General features: G+C 65.7%; 16 protein-coding genes. 5 read left to right on the top strand and 11 right to left on the bottom strand.

From position 1 onward, the window contains the following. Positions 1 to 118: 118 nt before the first annotated feature. Both ACN9MB_RS15815 and ACN9MB_RS15810 read left to right on the top strand, forming a co-directional pair. Positions 119 to 1,192: a YXWGXW repeat-containing protein gene (locus ACN9MB_RS15815; protein ID WP_426269547.1), complete on the top strand. Its 1,074-nt coding sequence runs from the start codon at positions 119 to 121 to the stop codon at positions 1,190 to 1,192. A gap of 169 nt (positions 1,193 to 1,361) precedes the next feature. Continuing rightward, positions 1,362 to 1,949 (top strand): hypothetical protein, encoded by a 588-nt coding sequence (locus ACN9MB_RS15810; protein ID WP_204634168.1) that lies wholly within the window; start codon positions 1,362 to 1,364, stop codon positions 1,947 to 1,949. Between the two features lie 50 nt (positions 1,950 to 1,999). Here ACN9MB_RS15810 and ACN9MB_RS15805 read toward each other — a convergent pair whose 3' ends face one another. The 7 genes from ACN9MB_RS15805 to ACN9MB_RS15775 all read right to left on the bottom strand — a co-directional run bounded on the left by ACN9MB_RS15805 (position 2,000) and on the right by ACN9MB_RS15775 (position 11,143). Next, positions 2,000 to 2,728, bottom strand: coding sequence for a UDP-2,3-diacylglucosamine diphosphatase (locus tag ACN9MB_RS15805; protein ID WP_426269546.1), 729 nt, complete (start codon positions 2,726 to 2,728; stop codon positions 2,000 to 2,002). A gap of 5 nt (positions 2,729 to 2,733) precedes the next feature. Then, positions 2,734 to 3,423: a peptidylprolyl isomerase gene (locus ACN9MB_RS15800; RefSeq protein ID WP_426271932.1), complete on the bottom strand. Its 690-nt coding sequence runs from the start codon at positions 3,421 to 3,423 to the stop codon at positions 2,734 to 2,736. Between the two features lie 89 nt (positions 3,424 to 3,512). Continuing rightward, complete coding sequence (locus ACN9MB_RS15795) at positions 3,513 to 5,030, bottom strand: Ppx/GppA phosphatase family protein (RefSeq protein ID WP_204634171.1); 1,518 nt, start codon at positions 5,028 to 5,030, stop codon at positions 3,513 to 3,515. Positions 5,031 to 5,106: 76 nt separating this feature from the next. Beyond that, positions 5,107 to 7,209 carry a polyphosphate kinase 1 gene (ppk1, locus tag ACN9MB_RS15790; RefSeq protein WP_426269545.1) on the bottom strand — a complete coding sequence of 701 codons (2,103 nt, stop codon included), beginning with the start codon at positions 7,207 to 7,209 and terminating at the stop codon, positions 5,107 to 5,109. Positions 7,210 to 7,310: 101 nt separating this feature from the next. Then, positions 7,311 to 8,579 (bottom strand): phosphate regulon sensor histidine kinase PhoR, encoded by a 1,269-nt coding sequence (gene phoR, locus ACN9MB_RS15785; RefSeq protein ID WP_204634173.1) that lies wholly within the window; start codon positions 8,577 to 8,579, stop codon positions 7,311 to 7,313. 74 nt (positions 8,580 to 8,653) lie between these two features. Continuing rightward, positions 8,654 to 9,343, bottom strand: a complete 690-nt coding sequence (phoB, locus tag ACN9MB_RS15780) for a phosphate regulon transcriptional regulator PhoB (RefSeq protein ID WP_204634174.1) — start codon at positions 9,341 to 9,343, stop codon at positions 8,654 to 8,656. Positions 9,344 to 9,466: 123 nt separating this feature from the next. Then, a complete protein-coding gene (locus tag ACN9MB_RS15775; RefSeq protein WP_426269544.1) occupies positions 9,467 to 11,143 on the bottom strand; it encodes a M48 family metalloprotease in 1,677 nt (558 codons plus the stop codon). 252 nt (positions 11,144 to 11,395) lie between these two features. Between ACN9MB_RS15775 and grxC the strand changes: the two genes are divergently transcribed. The 3 genes from grxC (at position 11,396) to ACN9MB_RS15760 (ending at position 13,276) form a co-directional block, all read left to right on the top strand. After that, positions 11,396 to 11,659 (top strand): glutaredoxin 3, encoded by a 264-nt coding sequence (gene grxC, locus ACN9MB_RS15770; protein ID WP_204634176.1) that lies wholly within the window; start codon positions 11,396 to 11,398, stop codon positions 11,657 to 11,659. Further along, the gene (locus ACN9MB_RS15765) at positions 11,656 to 12,063 is read left to right on the top strand and encodes a carboxymuconolactone decarboxylase family protein (protein ID WP_204634177.1); all 408 of its coding nucleotides are present in this window, start codon (positions 11,656 to 11,658) and stop codon (positions 12,061 to 12,063) included. Before grxC ends, ACN9MB_RS15765 begins: the two co-directional genes overlap by 4 nt. Positions 12,064 to 12,262: 199 nt before the next feature. Continuing rightward, complete coding sequence (locus ACN9MB_RS15760; RefSeq protein WP_204634178.1) at positions 12,263 to 13,276, top strand: isocitrate dehydrogenase; 1,014 nt, start codon at positions 12,263 to 12,265, stop codon at positions 13,274 to 13,276. Between the two features lie 57 nt (positions 13,277 to 13,333). Here the strand turns inward: ACN9MB_RS15760 and ACN9MB_RS15755 are convergent, their stop codons facing one another. From ACN9MB_RS15755 to thiD, 4 genes are all read right to left on the bottom strand, one after another. Next, positions 13,334 to 13,795 carry a carboxymuconolactone decarboxylase family protein gene (locus ACN9MB_RS15755; RefSeq protein ID WP_204634179.1) on the bottom strand — a complete coding sequence of 154 codons (462 nt, stop codon included), beginning with the start codon at positions 13,793 to 13,795 and terminating at the stop codon, positions 13,334 to 13,336. A 34-nt stretch (positions 13,796 to 13,829) separates the two neighbouring features. Beyond that, complete coding sequence (gene sigJ / locus ACN9MB_RS15750) at positions 13,830 to 14,729, bottom strand: RNA polymerase sigma factor SigJ (RefSeq protein WP_426269543.1); 900 nt, start codon at positions 14,727 to 14,729, stop codon at positions 13,830 to 13,832. Positions 14,730 to 14,787: 58 nt separating this feature from the next. Further along, positions 14,788 to 15,732: an aspartyl/asparaginyl beta-hydroxylase domain-containing protein gene (locus ACN9MB_RS15745; protein ID WP_426269542.1), complete on the bottom strand. Its 945-nt coding sequence runs from the start codon at positions 15,730 to 15,732 to the stop codon at positions 14,788 to 14,790. A 93-nt stretch (positions 15,733 to 15,825) separates the two neighbouring features. After that, complete coding sequence (thiD, locus tag ACN9MB_RS15740; protein ID WP_426269541.1) at positions 15,826 to 16,611, bottom strand: bifunctional hydroxymethylpyrimidine kinase/phosphomethylpyrimidine kinase; 786 nt, start codon at positions 16,609 to 16,611, stop codon at positions 15,826 to 15,828. Positions 16,612 to 16,667 lie beyond the last annotated feature (56 nt).

The raw sequence follows: 16,667 nt of genomic DNA, 5'->3' as shown, positions 1-16,667 counted from the left end.
CGCGCAAACTCAGCACCTCGCGCCTGAACCCTACCGAACCCGAACTTCCCCAGGGCGTACAACCTTGCGCCATCTCACGCGTTATTTTTCCCAAGTGCCACGACCGGGAGTAAGCGTTATGGAGAAGCTCGCAAACAGCCGCTCGACCTCGCAGCAGCGACTGCTCCGCACCGCCATCGCTGCGTGCGTACTGGCTGTCGCCTCAGCGCTTCCGATGGGCGCAAGCGCCGGTGTCTCCGTAGGCATCGGCGTATCGGTCGGCGTGGCGCCGCCGCCGTTGCCGGTCTACGCGCAGCCGGCGATTCCCGGCCCCGGTTACATCTGGACGCCGGGCTATTGGGCCTGGGACGGCGATGGCTACTACTGGGTTCCTGGCACCTGGATCATGCCGCCCTATGCCGGTGCGCTGTGGACGCCGGGTTACTGGGGCTGGGGTGGCGGCGCGTATGTGTTCCATCGCGGCTATTGGGGCGCGCACGTGGGCTTCTACGGCGGCATCAACTACGGCTTCGGCTACACCGGCGTGGGCTACGCGGGCGGCTACTGGCGAGGTCATTCGTTCTACTACAACCGCTCGGTGAACCACATCGACAACGTACACATCACCAATGTCTACAACCGCACGGTGGTGAACAACGTCAATCGGGCCAGCTTCAATGGCGGTCGCGGCGGCATCGAGGCGCGTCCGTCGCCGCAGGAGATGAACTACGCACGCGAGCGGCACGTATCGCCGGTGGCGGCGCAGGAGCAGCAACGCACCATGGCCAGCCAGAACCAGGCAATGCGCGCCTCGTTCAATCATGGTGCCCCGTCGATCGCCGCAACGCCGCGTGCAGGCGCCTTCCATGGCACGGGCGACGCTTCGGCGCCGGCCGGCCACCCGAATGTTCCGGCTGCGGCTGGGCGCAACGCCATGGCGCTGCATTCGGCCGGCTTTGCGCCGCATGGTGCGGGGACGAACGCCCCGGGCACCGTGAATTCGAACCATGCATCGCCGGCAACGAACCATGCCGCCTACACGCGCGGCCCGTCGAATCCGGGCGCCGGCTACCACGCGAGCACGCATGCGCAGCCTTCCTACGCCGCGCACGCGGCGCGTCCGGCGGCGCCGGCCTATCACGCGCCGGCACCGCATCCGGCAGCACCGCATGCACAGGCGGCGCCGCATCACGGCGGAGGGGAGCTTCGCTGATCCATCGAGCCTGACGCTGGAAGCGAAGAACGCCGACGCTCCGCCGTCGGCGTTCTTCGTTGGGGCGGTCCTCGTCCGTTCCATTAGAATGGGCAGTGGTCCGTTTCCGGGCTGCGCGGATACGGAAGTAGCCGCTCATTCGATCATCGAAACAAGGAGAGGGGAGTCGATGTTTAAGCGTATCGTTTTTGTAGCGCTGCTCGCTGCGTCAGGCAGTGCGATGGCGGCGAAGGACTTGAGCAATATCCCGTTGGAGTGGACGCCCACGCAGAGCTTTGCGGAGTTTGGCGCGGTCGATCTCAGCGGCATCGGCAACGTCAAGGTGCAGTTCAACGGATTCACCGATGTGCGCAAGAATCCCGCCCTGATCGCCGAGAACACCGAGAAGCAGCCGGTGCGCCAGGTGACCACGAGGGACAACGTGGCCGCGTTCGTCACCCAGCACGTGAAGGACAGCTTCAGCAAGGCCGGCATCAACGTGGTCGACAACGGTGGCGACTTCATCGTGTCGGGCGAAGTGCGCGACTTCTTCGTCAACGAGAGCGACCAGTACGTGGGCAACGTCACGGTCTACGTGACGCTGAGCAATGCCTCGGGCAAGGTGCTGTGGCAGGGCATCGCCGGTGGCGGCGCCAACAACTTCGGCCGTTCGTACAAGGCGGACAACTACTACGAGACCTTGTCCAACGCCGTGCTGAAGTTGAGCAACAGCATGCTCAACAGCCCCGGCTTCCATAGCGCTCTGCAATCGCACTGATTGCACGCGGAGAAGGATCGCTCGCCGCGCGGCGAGCGATCCTCGGGGCATCAAGAGAGTGCGAGGCCCTGCAGTTCCACGCCTTCCGGCGTGACGCGCAACACCGACCCGTGTTCGTACCAGTCGCCCAGCACGATGCGTTCAGCCGTCTGGCCATCCAGATCGAAGCGGTGGACGGCGGGGCGGTGCGTGTGGCCGTGGATCAGCCGGGTCACCCCGGCCTTGCGCATGGTGTCGGCAACGGCGTCGGCGTTGACGTCCATGATGGTTTCCATGCTGCTGCCCGTATGCGCCTTGCTGTCGGCGCGCGCCTTGGCGGCGAACGCGCGGCGCGCATCCAGCGACATCGCCAGGATCTGCGCCTTCCATTCCGGCGTGCGCACCTGTTTGCGTATCGTCTGGTAGGCAACATCGTCCGTGCACAGCACGTCGCCGTGCATCAGCAGGGTGGGGCGCCCGTACAGTTCGTGGACGGTGCCGTCCTCAAGCAGGCTGAAGCCGGCGCGCTCGGCGAAATCCTGGCCGAGCAGGAAGTCGCGGTTGCCCACGATGAAGTAGACGGGCACGCCGTGTTCGCTCAGCGCCCGGGTGGCGCGCGCAATGCGGCTGGGCAGCTCGGCGTCGTCGTCGTCACCGATCCATGCTTCGACCAGGTCGCCGAGGATGTAGACCGCGTCGGCCGAGCGCGCCTCGTCGCTGGCCAGGAACGATTCGAACAGCCCCGTGATCTCCGGACGGCTATCGTCCAGATGCAGGTCGGCGATAAACAGGATTGCCATGCTGCTCAGCCCTTCTTGCCGCCCGATTTCTTGGCGGGTTCGTTGGTTGCAGGCGCAGCTTGGGTCGGTGCGGGCGTGGCGGCAGGTTCTTCACCCACCACGCTGGCGCTGTCGATCACCACCAGTGGGTTGGGCACGTCGCCGGCAAACGGTCCCAGGCCGCGGGTAGGCAGGGCAGCCATCTTGTCGACCACGTCCATGCCCTTGATGACCTTGCCGAACACGGCATAGCCCCAGGTCAGGCCGCTCTGGTTGCCGACGAAATCGAGGCGGCGGTTGTCGACCAGGTTGAAGAAGAACTGCGCCGTGCCGGAATTCGGATCGGCACCGCGCGCCACGGCGACAGTGCCACGCAGATTGGAGAGCCCGTTGTCCGCTTCGCTGGGGATGGCCGAGCGCGTGCGCTTGGCCTGCAGGTCGCGCGTGTACAGGCCACCCTGCACCAGGTAACCGGGGATGGCGCGGTGGAACACGGTGCCGCTGTAGAAGCCGTCGCGCACGTACTGCAGGAAGTTCGCCACGCTCTTGGGCGACTTGTCGGGATAGAGCTCCAGCGTGATGTCGCCCTGCGAGGTGTGCAGCACCACCTGCGGATGCGCCGCGGCGGGCGCGGTGGTGGCGGGCTTGGTGGCCTGGGCCAGCAGCACGGCGGAGGGAAGCAGCAGGAGCGTGGTAGCGAGCAGGAGTCGGTGCATGGCAGGGCGGGCGGCGTTGGGCATCAGGACATCATACGCGGCGAAGTGGTCCCATGGCCGGGCCTCTGAGCGGCCCGTACCGTCAAAGGTCAGGATGGATGGACTTCCAGCAGCAGGCCCAGCTCGTTCAAGGGGGCTTGCTCCTGCTCCAGGTCGGCCTCGCTGAGCGGGTGCTGGTCCAGCCAGGAGGAGGGCACGGTGAGCCGCAGGCGCTGGGCGGTGGCAGCCAGCTGCATCTGCGGCAGCGACTCGGCGCGGCGCGCACGGCGGAACAGCACGCCCAAGCGCAGCAGGGCGGTGATGTAGCGCGCCAGCTGCCGGTAGCGCTGCGGCAGCGCGGAGAAGGTGGCCTTGTCCGGCTTGCGGCGATGCGATTCCACGATGGCCGCCAGCAGTTGCTGTTCCTGCCGCGAGAAGCCGGCCAGGTCGGCGTTGCGCAGGATGTAGGCGCCATGGTGGTGGTGCTGGCTGTGCGCGATGGCCAGGCCGATCTCGTGCACGCGCGCCGCCCAGGAAAGCCACTCGCGCGCTTCGGCATCCAGCTTCCAGAAGCGTGCGATCTGGTCGAAGAACATCAACGCGGTCGATTCCACGCGGCGTGCCTGGGCGCGGTCGACGCCGTAGCGGTTGGCCAGTGCATCGACGCTGGCGGTGCGCGGATCGCTGCCGCCGGCGCGGCCCAGCAGATCCCACAACAGGCCTTCGCGCATCGAGCTTTCGCAGACCCGCAGGCGTTCGATGCCCAAGGCTTCGAACGCGGCTTCGAAAATCACCACGCCGCCGGCGATCACCGGCGCGCGATCGTCCGCCAGGCCGGGCAACTTGAGCGCTTCGATCTGGCCTTGTGCGAGCAGGGCGTCGCGCAGCTGCGCCAGCGAGGATGGGGTGATGCCATCGTCGGAGAAGCGCATGGCATGCACCACCGAACCGATGGCCTTGGCGGTGCCGGACGAACCGAACGCTTCCACCCAGCCCGATTCGCGATAGTCCTCGGCGAACTGCTGCAGCAGCACGCCGATTTCGTTGTTGGCACGCTGCCAGCGCTTGCGGTTGAGCTTGCCACCGGGAAAGAAGCGCAGCGTCGAGGCAATGCAGCCGGCCTGCACGCTTTCCGTATGCATCGGCGCAAAGCCGCGGCCGATGATGAACTCGGTGCTGCCGCCGCCCACGTCGATCACCAGGCGGCTCTCGCGCGACGCGGGCAGGTCGTGCGAGGCGCCCAGGAAGATCAGGCGACCCTCTTCGCGGCCGGAGACGATTTCCACCGGATGGCCGAGCGAGGCTTCCGCCGCGGTGAGGAAGGTTTGCGGCGAGGCCAGCCGGCGCACCGTGTTGGTGGCCACCGCGCGCACGCGGCTGGAAGGCACGCCGGCGATGCGCTGGCCAAAGCGTGCCAGGCAGTTGAGCGCGCGTGCCCGATGTTCGGCATCCAGGGTGCCGTCGGCGCGCAGGCCGGCGGCCATGCGCACGGTTTCACGTAGGCGATCGATCACGCGGGGCTCGCCGTGTTCCACGCGCGCCACCACCATGTGATAGCTGTTGGAGCCCATGTCGACGGCAGCGATCAGTTCGCCGTCCTTGATCTGGATCTGATCGCCATGACTCATGCGGGGCTCGTTCCGGGCTGCAGAGGGTGAATTCTCTCACGCGGGACCCGGGGCGAGTAGCGCGAATTTTTCCGCGCTACACCGTGCCTGGCGTGAGCTTCTCCAGCAGCCACTGCTGCGCGCTGTGCGGCGGCTCGTCGCCCGGCGTGGCCCGGGCATAGCGACCGTCGTCGTCCAGCAACCACGCCTCGGTGTTGTCGGCGAGGTAATTGGCCAGGGTTTCGTCGTAGACGCGCGCGGCCAATACCGGATCGAGGATGGGGAAGGCTACTTCGATGCGGCGCTTGAGGTTGCGCTCCATCCAGTCGGCGCTGGCGCAATAAATCTCGGGCGAGCCGTCGTTGCCGAACCAGTAGACGCGGCTGTGCTCGAGGAAACGGCCCACGATCGAGCGCACGCGGATGCGCTCGGAGACGCTGGGCACGCCGGGACGCAGGGTGCAGGCGCCGCGCACGATCAGGTCGATTTCCACGCCCGCCTGCGAGGCGCGGTAGAGCGCCGAGATGACGTGGGCTTCGTTGAGCGCATTGAGCTTGGCCACGATGCGCGCCGGCCGGCCGGCCTGCGCGTGCGCCGTCTCACGCTCGATCTTGGCCAGCACGCAACGGTAGAGCGTGAACGGCGAATGCAGCAGATGCTTCAGCTCGATCATCGGGCCCAGCCCGGAAAGCTGCTGGAAGACCTTGTGCAGATCCTCGCCGATGCCAGGATCGGCGGTCATCAGGCCGATGTCGGTATAGCTGCGGCTGTTGCCCTGGTGATAGTTGCCGGTGGACAAATGCACATAGCGGCGCAGCACCTCATCCTCGCGGCGCACGATCAGCAGCATCTTGGCGTGAGTCTTGTAGCCGACCACGCCGTACACCACCTGCACGCCGGCTTCCTGCAGACGCGTGGCGAGACGGATGTTCGCCTCTTCGTCGAAGCGCGCGCGCAGCTCGATCACCACGGTGACGTCCTTGCCATTGCGCGCCGCTTCGACCAGCAGATCCACCAGTGGGGTGTCGGCGCCGGCGCGATAAAGCGTCTGCTTGATGGCGAGGACCGAGGCATCCTGCGATGCCTGGCGCAGCAGATCGACCACGGTGGCGAACGATTCGTACGGATGGTGCAGCAGCACGTCGCGCTGGCGCAGCACTTCGAACTTGCAGCGGCTGCCGTTGAACGCGGCCGGCAGCTGCGCGATGAAACGCGGGAATTTCAGCTCCGGACGATCCAGCCCGTCGTAGATGGTGCCGGCGCGGATGATGTTGACCGGACCGTCGCAACGATAGACGTCCGTTTCTTCCAGCTCGAAGTTGGCGATCAGCATGGCCACGATCGCCTTGGGGCAGTCGTTGCCGATCTCCAGCCGCACCGGGCGTGCATAGCCGCGGCCGATCAGTTCTTCGCTCAGCGCGCGGGCGAGGTTGTCCACCTCGGCCTCTTCCACCATCAGTTCGCTGTTGCGCGTGACGCGGAACTGATACGAGCCGGCCACCTTGAAGCCCGGGAACATCAGGTCGACGAAGCCCTGCAGCAACTCGGCCAGGAAGATGTAGTGATCGCCGCCGTCGCATACCTCGTTCGGCAGCCGGATGATGCGCGGCAGCGAGCGCGGCGCACGCACCAGCGCCATATGGCCTTCGCGGCCAAACGCATCGCGCCCCTTCAGCACCACCGCCACATTGAGTGTCTTGTTGAGGATGCGGGGGAACGGATGCGCCGGGTCCAGGCCCAGCGGCGACAGCACCGGCATCACTTCGTTTTCGAAATAACCCTGCAGCCACCGCCGTTGGCGCGCCGTCCAGCTGTCGCGGGTGAGGAAATGGATGTTCTCCGCATCCAGTGCCGGCCGCAGTTCGTGTTGCCAGGTGTCGTACTGCTGATCGACCAGGTCGAGCACGCGCGTGCGGATGCGTGTCAGCAACTCGCCCGACGACAGCTCGTCCGGGCCGGGCGCGGCCGAGCCGAACATGTGGTGATGCTTGAGCATGGCCACGCGCACCTCGAAGAATTCGTCGAGGTTGTTGGCCACGATGCTGAGGAAACGCAGCCGTTCCAGCAGCGGAATGCGTTCGTCGCGCGCCTGCGCCAGCACGCGGAAATTGAATTCGAGCGCGGCCAGCTCGCGGCTGAGAAACAGCTCGGGAGCAGCGCGGTCGACGATCGGTGGCGGGGTGGCGGGCTTGCGACGCATCCGTGCATTCTGGCCGATACCGCGCTTTGTTACATGGCGCAGTGCCGCGTAGTGTGACGCTCGTTCAGCTGAAACGCGGCTTGCGCTTGCAGGCGCCGATCTCAGTCCGGATCGCCTACGCCCGGTGCGAGCAGACGTTCGGCGCTGAACCAGCAGGAGAAGGTGGAGCCCTGGCCCGGTTCGCTCTGGATGTCCAGGCGGGCCTGATGCAGGTTCAGCACGTGCTTGACGATGGACAGGCCCAGGCCGGTGCCGCCGCTTTCGCGCGAACGGCTGGAGGAGACGCGGTAGAAGCGTTCGGTGAGACGCGCCAGGTGCGAAGCGGGAATGCCGTAGCCCGTATCGGTGACCGAGTAGACCGCGCCTTCGGAGGTGCGGCGCCAGCGGATGCTGATGCGGCCGCCGGTGGGCGTGTAGCGCACGGCGTTGCTCACCAGGTTGGAGAGCGCGCTGTGCAAGTCCTTCACCGAGCCGAGCAGGTCCGCTTCGGCGGTGGATTCCACCGTGATCTGGTGACGGCCCTGGCTCAGCGCTTCGGCTTCCTTGCGGATGGTGGCGAGCAGTGGCGTCATCTGCACACGCTCGTCCTGCACGTGCTCCTGGGTTTCCAGGCGCGAGAGCGTGAGCAGGTCTTCCACGATCTGGCCCATGCGCTTGGACTGCGCGCGCATCTCGTTGAGCACCGGAGCGAGTTCCGGCACGTCTTCCGGATCGAGCAGTTCGAGGTAGCCGTGGATCACCGTCAGCGGCGTGCGCAATTCGTGCGACACGTTGGCGACGAAATCGCGGCGAATCTGTTCCAGGCGCGTGAGATGGCTGATGTCGCGCGCCAGCAGCAGGCGTTGGCGACGGCCGAACGGCAGCAACGTCACATTGATATGGCGATTGGGATGGCCCGGTGCGGCGACGTCGTTGAGCGGTTCGCGCGCGCCTTCCTTCAACCAGGTGGCCAGCTCGGTGGTGCTCAGGCGTTCGTCCAGGTGCGCGCCGCGGTCCTGCGGACGGCGCAGGCCGAGCAGGTCTTCGGCAGCATGGTTGAACCAGCGCACGTGCTGCTCGTTGTCGAGCAGCACGACGGCGTCCGGCAGACTGCCGGCGGCACTGCGCAGGTCACGCAAACTGGAAGCGATTCGGCGGGAGCGCGTCATGAAACGGTCATGCTGGAGGGAGGCCGGCGTTGGATTTTGCGTCATCATGAGCTGTGCTTGATGACGGATTCGGGTCACCAGAAAGACGATTTCGACCGCCGCGACCAACGCCAAACCGGTGGCCACGTAACCTCCCGCAAGCCATCCCGCGGCTGCGCCCGCAAGCAGTCCGGCGATCAGCGCGGCCGGCAGCTTCCAGGAGCGGTCGAAGGTCGGTGGCATAGGGGAGGTTTCGGTCGTGCCGGGCTGGCGGTTCGCCAGCATCGGCAAAAGCTTTCGTTCCCGCAATAGGAAGGTCAGACGCTGGCGGAAAACCGATAGCCGGCGCCACGCACGGTCTGCACCATGTCATCGAGCTTCCACGGTTCGAGCGTCTTGCGCAGCCGGCGGATATGCACGTCCACGGTGCGTTCTTCCACGTACACGCTGCCGCCCCACACGTGATCGAGCAGCTGCGCGCGCGAATACACGCGCTCGGGGTGCGTCATGAAGAAATACAGCAGGCGGTATTCGGTCGGGCCGATGGTCACCGGGTCGTCGCCGGCGAACACGCGGTGCGCCGGGCCGTCGATGCGCAGGCCGCCCAGTTCCACCATGCCCGAGCCGTCGTCGCCCTGGCTGCGGCGGAGCACGGCCTTGATGCGGGCCACCAGTTCGCGGGTGGAGAACGGCTTGACCACGTAGTCGTCCACGCCCGCTTCCAGGCCGTTGACGCGATCCATCTCCTCGCCGCGGGCGGTGAGCATGATGATCGGGACCTCGCGGCTCAGCTCTTCCTTGCGCAGGCGGCGCGCGAGGTCGAGACCGCTGGTGCCCGGCAGCATCCAGTCGAGCAGGATGAGGTCGGGTACCTGTTCGGCGATGGCCAGTTGGGCGGCTCGCGCGTCAGCGGCGTGAACGGCGTCCATGCCGGCCTTGCGCAGGGCAAAGGCGACCATGTCGCGGATCGAAGCTTCGTCTTCGACAATCAGGATGCGCTTGTGCACACGTTGGGTCCGCTGGGGGAGGGGCTGTGACGCATTTATTGCAGCGGTCCAATGTTACGCCCGGATGACATTTCACATGATCACAACAACATCGTGCGCTTTTCGTCTCATTCGGGCCTGAAATCAGCGCACAGGTGCGCCGAAGCACAGCCGCCCCTGGCAGCTCCCGCTGTTCTGCAGCTGCTGGCTGCGGCCGTCGGGGTTGTCGTCGGTCTGGATGCGGCGCTTGCGCAATTCCATCACCAGCGGGGTCAGGTCGTTGATGCGGGCCTGGATGCGGGCGCGGGAGTAGTAGTCGAGGTCGGGGCGCTTGAGCAGGCTCTTGAGCTGCTCCATGGCGTCGAAGGGGCGGCCCGAGAGGTAGGAGGCATCGGCATAGGCCTCGCCGGAGCGCACCGGATCGCCGGCTTTCTCGGAGGCGCGGGCGTAGGTCCGGTAGAGCTCCGGCTCGTCGTTGTTGTCCAGCATCGGCATCAGCATGGTTGCAGCCTGCCTGGCTTCGTCGGGCGAGCCGGCGTCGGTCAGCGCCTTGGCATAGCCCATGGCGATGGCGCGATTGCGCGGCGATTGCTGGTTGAGCCCGGAGTACAGGGTGAGGGCCTCGGCGCGGCGCCCGGCCTGCAACTTGGCATCGGCCATGGCGAGCTGGACGACCTGGCTATCCGGGTGCGCGGCAAGCACGGGCTGCAATGTTTCGATGGCCTTGCTGCCACGGTTGCTGCGGATCAGCGCCAAGGCGTAGCCATAGCGATTCGAGGGCGTGTCGAAGCCGCGCTCGTTCTGCAGGTTGGTGGCGTAGTAGGTGGCCAACTGGCCGGGATCGCCGGACAGCACGCGAACCCGTTCGCGCATCAGCAGGTACACATCGAGTCCGCCCTTGCTGTCGCGGGTGGCGATGGCGGTGGGGTCTTTCACGAAGGCGATCGGCGCGGTGCTCTTTTCCCATTGGCTCTTGTCGAGCGTGGAGCCGTTGGGGCGCTGTTTCTGCTGGGCGATCAGGGCGCCGGCACGCGCCTTGGCGTCGCTGATGCGGTCCAGGCTGACCGGGTGATCCTGCAGTAGCGCCGGCACGTCGCCGATCTCACCGCCCGAACCCACGCGCAGGGTGTCTTCCATGCGGCCGAAAAACGAAGCCATGGCATTGGGGTCGTAGCCGGCGTTGGACAGCGTCTGAATGCCGGCGCGGTCGGCTTCGATCTCGTCCTTGCGGGTGAAGTTGATCTGGCGCTGCATCAACATGCCCTGGCCGCCCATTAGGATGGCGCCGGCGGCATCGCCCGCGCCGGCGCCCGCACCCGCGGCCAGCGCGCCCAACAGGATCAGGGCCATCAGCGGCGTGTCCTTCTTGGACGCCTCGAACGCGCGCTGCAGGTGGTTCTGCGTGATATGGCCGATTTCGTGGGCCATCACGCCGGCCAGCTCGCTTTCGCTGTTGGTGATGATGATCAGGCCCGAGTTCACCGCGATATAGCCGCCGGGAGCGGCAAACGCGTTGATCACGTTTTCCTTCGCGATGAAGAAGGAGAAATGCTCCTTCGGCTTTTCGCTGCCGGAGACCAGGCGATAGCCCAGGTCGTTGATGTAGTCGTCCAGCATGGGGTCGTCGACCACCATGTCCAGCGCACGCATCTGGCGCAGCATGGCCGCGCCGTACTCCTGTGCTTCCTGCGGCGAGATCAGGGCGTTGGCCGAACTGCCCAGATCGGGCAGGCGCACGTCCTTGTCCTGCGCGGCCGCGCCGAAGGTGAGACCGGCGCAGAGCAGGGCGGTCAGCAGGCGGGTGGGCGTGAAGCGGCTCATGGGCGTCCTGCCCGCAGGCTTTGCGTGGTCATGTGTTCCGTTTTCGTTAGTCCGCCCAACGGGTTTGCCCCCCTTCTTGAGGGGGAAACGGGCTGTTTCCGGCTCGGGGCGTGGTGCCATGCGCATAGGTCAGCGACAATAGCATTAGAGACAGCAGGTGGCCGTGTCAGTTCACCCGTCTTCACCGTTGTTTACCCCTTGGCCGACCCCATGTAGGGCTGCCGTAGGGTTCCCAGATTTTCGGAGTGTGTCGTGCCCAAGATTGAGGTCTATTCCACCGCGGTATGTCCGTACTGCGTGTCTGCCAAAAACCTGCTCAAGTCCAAGGGGCTGGAGTGGAGCGAAGTGCGCATCGATCTGGATCCGGCGCAGCGCGACCTGATGCTGGCCCGCAGCGGCGGCCGCCGCACGGTGCCGCAGATTTTCATCAACGACCATCATGTGGGCGGTTTCGACGATCTCGTCGCTGCCGACCGCAGTGGCAAGCTCGCCGAACTGCTGGAGATCAATGCATGAGCGCACCCAAGGATGAGACCGGCAAGGATCGCGTCGCCGAATTCACGGCATTTCGCCAGCGCATGAACGAGCGCATCCTGTCGGAGGACAACCAGGTCGTCCGCCGTTTCTTTGCGCTCGATACGCAGACCTACAAGCCCGGTGCGCTGGATGTGAAGACCAAGGAGCTGCTCGGCCTGGTCGCCTCCATGGTGCTGCGCTGCGACGACTGCATCAGCTACCACGTGGCCCAGTGCAAGGAAGCGGGCGTCACCCGCGAAGAATTCTTCGAAACCTTCAGCGTCGGCCTGGTGGTGGGTGGCTCCATCGTGATCCCGCACCTGCGCAGGGCGGTGGATTTCCTGGACCAGCTGGAATCGGACGAGGGCGCTACGCCCGCGGCGGACTGCGCCAGTCACGCCTGATCTTGCCTCGGGGCGGCTCCCTCCTTGCCGCCCCGTTGACGCATGCGAGTTTATTCAATGCTGCGTGCGAGGATTTGCATCGGCGGCCGGGCCCTCCGCTCTGGCTGCATCGCGCCGCATCGGGGATAATCGACGGGATTTGCAGCCCTGTCGTACCCCGCCACAGGGTTGCTCGATTCATATCCCAAGGAGTGTCCCCATGAGCAAGACCATTGCCGTGATTCCGGGCGACGGTATCGGCCCCGAGATCATGAACGCCACGCTGCGTGTGCTCGACGCCCTGGACTGCGGCCTGTCCTATGAATTCGTCGATGCCGGCATGGTCGCGCTGGAAAAGAGCGGCGACCTGCTGCCGCAGCCGACGCTTGACGCCATCGCCAAGCACAAGGTGGCCCTGAAGGGCCCGCTGACCACCCCGGTGGGCGGCGGCTTCACCTCCATCAACGTGACCCTGCGCCGTCATTTCGACTTGTACGCCAACGTGCGTCCGGCGATCAGCTTCCCGGGCACCAAGGCGCGCTTCGACAACATCGACATCATCACGGTGCGCGAGAACACCGAAGGCGCGTACCTGTCCGAAGGCCAGTCGATTTCCGAAGACGGCGAAACCGCCATCTCGATGATCCGCAACACGCGCAAGGGTTCGAGCCGCATCGTGCGCTACGCCTTCGAACTGGCCGTGAAGAAGGGCCGCAAGAAGGTCACGGCCGTGCACAAGGCCAACATCATCAAGACCGCCTCGGGCCTGTTCCTCAACGTGGCGCGCGAAATCGCCAAGGAATACCCGCAGATCGAGTTCAACGAGATGATCGTGGACAACGCCTGCATGCAGCTGGTGATGAAGCCGGAACAGTTCGATGTGATCGTCACCACCAACCTGTTCGGCGACATCCTCTCGGATCTGTGCGCCGGCTTGGTGGGCGGCCTGGGCCTGGCTCCGGGCGACAACATCGGTACCGAAGCGGCGATCTTCGAAGCGGTGCACGGCTCGGCGCCGGACATCGCCGGCAAGGGCATCGCCAATCCGTGCGCGCTGCTGCTGGCCGCGGCCGACATGCTCGATCACCTGGGCATGGTGGAGAAGGGCGACAAGCTGCGCAACGCGATCCGCGACACCATGGTCAACGACCGCGACAGCGTCACGCCGGACATCGGCGGCAAGGGCAGCACGTCGAGCTTCGGCGACGCCCTCGTGAAGCGCGTGAAGGGCTGATCGCTGCTCCACTCGTGAAATGAAAAGCCCCTCGAACGAGGGGCTTTTTTTTGTGGCTCAGGCAGCCTGCTTGGCCGGCTGGTAGCTGCCGGCCGGCGTCTGGAACGCCACGTTGACACGGTTCCAGGTGTTTATCATGCCGATCACCAGGGTGAGGTTCAGCAGCTCTTCCTCGCTGAACGCTGCGCGGGCGCGGTCGTATACATCGTCCGACACGCCGTGCTCGCCAAGGCGGGTGACCGCTTCGGCCCAGTCCAGCGCCGCGCGTTCGCGCTCGCTGTAGAACGACGCTTCGCGCCAGCCGGCCAGCACGTACAGGCGCTGCTCGGTTTCGCCCGCGGCGCGCGCGTCCTTGCTGTGCATGTCCATGCAATAGGCGCAGCCGTTGATCTGCGAGACGCGCATCAGCACGAGTTCCACCAGCGGGCGCTCGAGGCCGAGCTGATGCATCGCTGCGCTGAAGTCGAGCAGCGGCTTGAGGTTCGGGAAATGCTTCATGATCGAAAGACGCTTGGACATGACGGGATCCTTGGGGTGCGGCCACCGTGGCCGTTCAAGACAAGGACGTACCAGCCTGCGGATTCGTGACAGCTTCCAATCGGGCGAGTTTTTCCGGATTGCGCAGCGAGTGGATGCTGGTGATGCGCTCGCCGTCGGTTTCGATCCAGGCCACGGTGACGAGTTTCGCTCCCAGCCAGGTGAGCAAGGCGGGCGCACCGTTAAGCCATTGCAGGCGATGCACGATGGCGTAGTCGCGATAACGCTGCGCGATGATGCTGTATAGCCGCACCACGCGTTCGGCGCCGTGCAGCGGACGCAGCGTGGCCCGGGCCTTGCCGCCGCCATCGGCAAGGTGCACGGCGTCTTCCGCGAACAGCGCCTGCAACGATTCGACGCTGGCGGTTTCCAATGCGTCGCGGAATTTCTCCAGCAGCCGGCGCTGCACCTCGGGCGCATGCGTGAACCGCGGACGCCCCTCGCGCAGGCGCTGACGCGCGCGATGCACGCGCTGCCGGCAGGCATCCTCGCTGATCTGCAGCATGTGCGCGGTTTCAGCGTGGCTGTAATCGAATACCTGGACCAGCAGGAACGCGGCGCGTTCGTCGGGGCTGAGGCGTTCGAGCAGGGCGAGGAAGGAAAGATTGAGGCTCTCCACCCGCTCCAGTTCCGCTTCCGGTTGTTCCGTCTCCTGCACCAGCGGCTCGGGCAGCCAGGGGCCGGTGTAGTGCTGGCGTTCGGTCTTGGCGCGGCGCAGGCGGTCGAGCGCCAGGCGCGTAGTGACGGTGACCAGCCAGGCCTCGGCCTCGTCCAGCGCCTGTGTGTCCTGCTGATGCCAGCGCAGCCAGGCATCGTGCAGCACGTCCTCGGCATCCGCCTGGGTACCCAGCATGCGATAGGCCAGGCCGAGCAGGCGCGGTCGGTACTTCTGGAAGGTGGCGGTGGCGGCGTCCATGGCGTTCTCCTGGGGGAAGACACATCAAAGACGCGCGGGACTCAGGCTTCGTGACAGCTCAGCGGAAGAACGGCCACGGCGCCAGGAAGATGATCCAGATCAGCACCAGCATGCCGATGTACTTCGCCACGCGGAACAGCTTGGGGTGCTTCTTCTTGAAGGCGCGATTGCGCTCGCGGCTGCGCTGGTTGAGCGCGAACACGCGGTTGACGAAGCCGGTCTTCTCTTCCGGCGATTCGGTGTTGGGTGACGCGGTGATCTTGCCCATGAAGGCACCCACGCGATGATTGATGGCGTTCATGAAACGCGTGCGCAACGGACGCTCGACGTCGGCGAACAGGATCACCCGCGTCTGGTCGGTACGGTTCTCCGCCCAGTGCACGTAGGTTTCGTCGAACACCACGTCCTTGCCGTCGCCCCAGCTGTGCATCTCGCCGTCGACGAAGATGCGGCAGTCTTCCGAGTTCGGCGTGATCAGGCCCAGGTGATAGCGCAGCGAACCGGCAAACGGATCGCGGTGCGGGTTGAGCTTGCTGCCCGGCGGCAGCAGGGCGAACATCGCCGCCTTCACGCTGGGAATGGCATTGAGCAGGGCCACCGTCCGCGGACAAAGCGTTTCGGCCGAGGCCAGCGGTTCGCCGTACCACTTGAGATAAAAGCGCTTCCAGCCCTGCTTGAAGAAGCTGTTGAAGCTCGCATCGTTGTTCTTCTCCGCCGCGCGGATGTAGCCCTCGTCGAACAAGTGCAGGGCTTCCTCGCGAATCGCCTGCCAGTTCGCCTGCAGCAGATCCAGCTGGGGGAAGCCGCGGCGATCCAGGATCGGCGTGGCCGGCACCGCGGAGAACGCGTACATCAGCAGGTTGTACGGCGCGAATACCGCCGAATGATCGACCAGCTGCCGATCGAAGCGCAGCCTGGCGCGTCCGCGCAGATGCACCAGCAGCACGCACAGTGCGAACAGTGCAAACAGGATCAACAGCACGAGGCGCGGGGCAAGGATCATGGACGGGACATGGCGGGGAGCGAAGCGCGCATTCTACTCCCTGCACGCCCGCCCGCTCGGGCGCCGGTTCAGCGGCCGTGCGGATTGGCCGCATCAATGGCCGAGCACGTGCACCTCGCCGCCGCCGGGGCGATAGCTGCGCTCCAGCGCGCGCTGCACATAAGCCACGGCGCGGCGTACGGCCGAGCGTGGCGCGTTGCCCTTGGCCAGTTCGGCCGCGATGGCCGAGGCCAGCGTGCAGCCGGTGCCATGACCCTCGATGGGGAGGCGCCGGTGGCGCAGCTCCATCACGCCGCTTTCGTCGTAGAAACGATCGATCACCTGGCGCTCGTCCGAATGGCCGCCTTTCAGCAGCACAGCGCGTGCGCCAAGGGCCAGCAAGGCCTTGCCGGCACGGTCGAAATCCTGCGCCTTGCGCAGTTTTTTGCCGAGCAGGGCTTCGGCCTCGGGCAGATTGGGCGTGAGTACGTCGGCCAATGGAATGAGTTCTTCCACCATGGCCTGCACGGCGTCTTCGTCGAGCAGTCGCGCGCCGCTGGTGGAGATCATCACGGGGTCGACGACCAGCCATGCGGGTTTGCGCGTACGCATCTCCTTCGCCACGAGTTTCGTGACGGAGGCACTTCCCAGCATGCCGGTCTTCACCGCACCGATGGCGAAGTCGTCGAACACGGCGTCCAACTGGCTGCGGATGTGTTTAAGCGGAACCGAGTGCACCGCCGTCACGCCCTGCGTGTTCTGCGAGGTGATCGCTGCGATCACCGAGAGGCCGTGCACTTCGCGTGCGTGAAAGGTTTTCAGATCGGCCTGGATACCGGCGCCACCACCGGAGTCGGAGCCGGCGATGGTGAGGGCGATGGGTGGGGCGGTGTGGGGCATGATTAGCGTCTTTGCCTTTCTTGCGTATGAATTATCGCGATGTTGGGCGTGGTCGC

Source organism: Dyella kyungheensis (genome assembly GCF_049913195.1).
GTDB lineage: Bacteria > Pseudomonadota > Gammaproteobacteria > Xanthomonadales > Rhodanobacteraceae > Dyella > Dyella kyungheensis.
The sequence above is the reverse complement of the archived record's forward strand: the minus strand, read 5'-3'. Positions and strand labels throughout refer to the sequence as shown.

What these genes read in the sequence shown, in the direction of transcription:
- ACN9MB_RS15775 (WP_426269544.1), bottom strand. Translation starts at nt 11,143, where the DNA reads ATGAGCCGCTTCACGCCCACCCGCCTGCTGACCGCCCTGCTCTGCGCC.
- ACN9MB_RS15805 (WP_426269546.1), bottom strand. Translation starts at nt 2,728, where the DNA reads ATGGCAATCCTGTTTATCGCCGACCTGCATCTGGACGATAGCCGTCCG.
- ppk1 (WP_426269545.1), bottom strand. Translation starts at nt 7,209, where the DNA reads ATGCGTCGCAAGCCCGCCACCCCGCCACCGATCGTCGACCGCGCTGCT.
- ACN9MB_RS15815 (WP_426269547.1), top strand. Translation starts at nt 119, where the DNA reads ATGGAGAAGCTCGCAAACAGCCGCTCGACCTCGCAGCAGCGACTGCTC.
- thiD (WP_426269541.1), bottom strand. Translation starts at nt 16,611, where the DNA reads ATGCCCCACACCGCCCCACCCATCGCCCTCACCATCGCCGGCTCCGAC.
- phoR (WP_204634173.1), bottom strand. Translation starts at nt 8,579, where the DNA reads ATGCCACCGACCTTCGACCGCTCCTGGAAGCTGCCGGCCGCGCTGATC.
- ACN9MB_RS15800 (WP_426271932.1), bottom strand. Translation starts at nt 3,423, where the DNA reads ATGCACCGACTCCTGCTCGCTACCACGCTCCTGCTGCTTCCCTCCGCC.
- ACN9MB_RS15795 (WP_204634171.1), bottom strand. Translation starts at nt 5,030, where the DNA reads ATGAGTCATGGCGATCAGATCCAGATCAAGGACGGCGAACTGATCGCT.
- ACN9MB_RS15810 (WP_204634168.1), top strand. Translation starts at nt 1,362, where the DNA reads ATGTTTAAGCGTATCGTTTTTGTAGCGCTGCTCGCTGCGTCAGGCAGT.
- ACN9MB_RS15760 (WP_204634178.1), top strand. Translation starts at nt 12,263, where the DNA reads ATGAGCAAGACCATTGCCGTGATTCCGGGCGACGGTATCGGCCCCGAG.
- ACN9MB_RS15765 (WP_204634177.1), top strand. Translation starts at nt 11,656, where the DNA reads ATGAGCGCACCCAAGGATGAGACCGGCAAGGATCGCGTCGCCGAATTC.
- ACN9MB_RS15755 (WP_204634179.1), bottom strand. Translation starts at nt 13,795, where the DNA reads ATGTCCAAGCGTCTTTCGATCATGAAGCATTTCCCGAACCTCAAGCCG.
- sigJ (WP_426269543.1), bottom strand. Translation starts at nt 14,729, where the DNA reads ATGGACGCCGCCACCGCCACCTTCCAGAAGTACCGACCGCGCCTGCTC.
- ACN9MB_RS15745 (WP_426269542.1), bottom strand. Translation starts at nt 15,732, where the DNA reads ATGATCCTTGCCCCGCGCCTCGTGCTGTTGATCCTGTTTGCACTGTTC.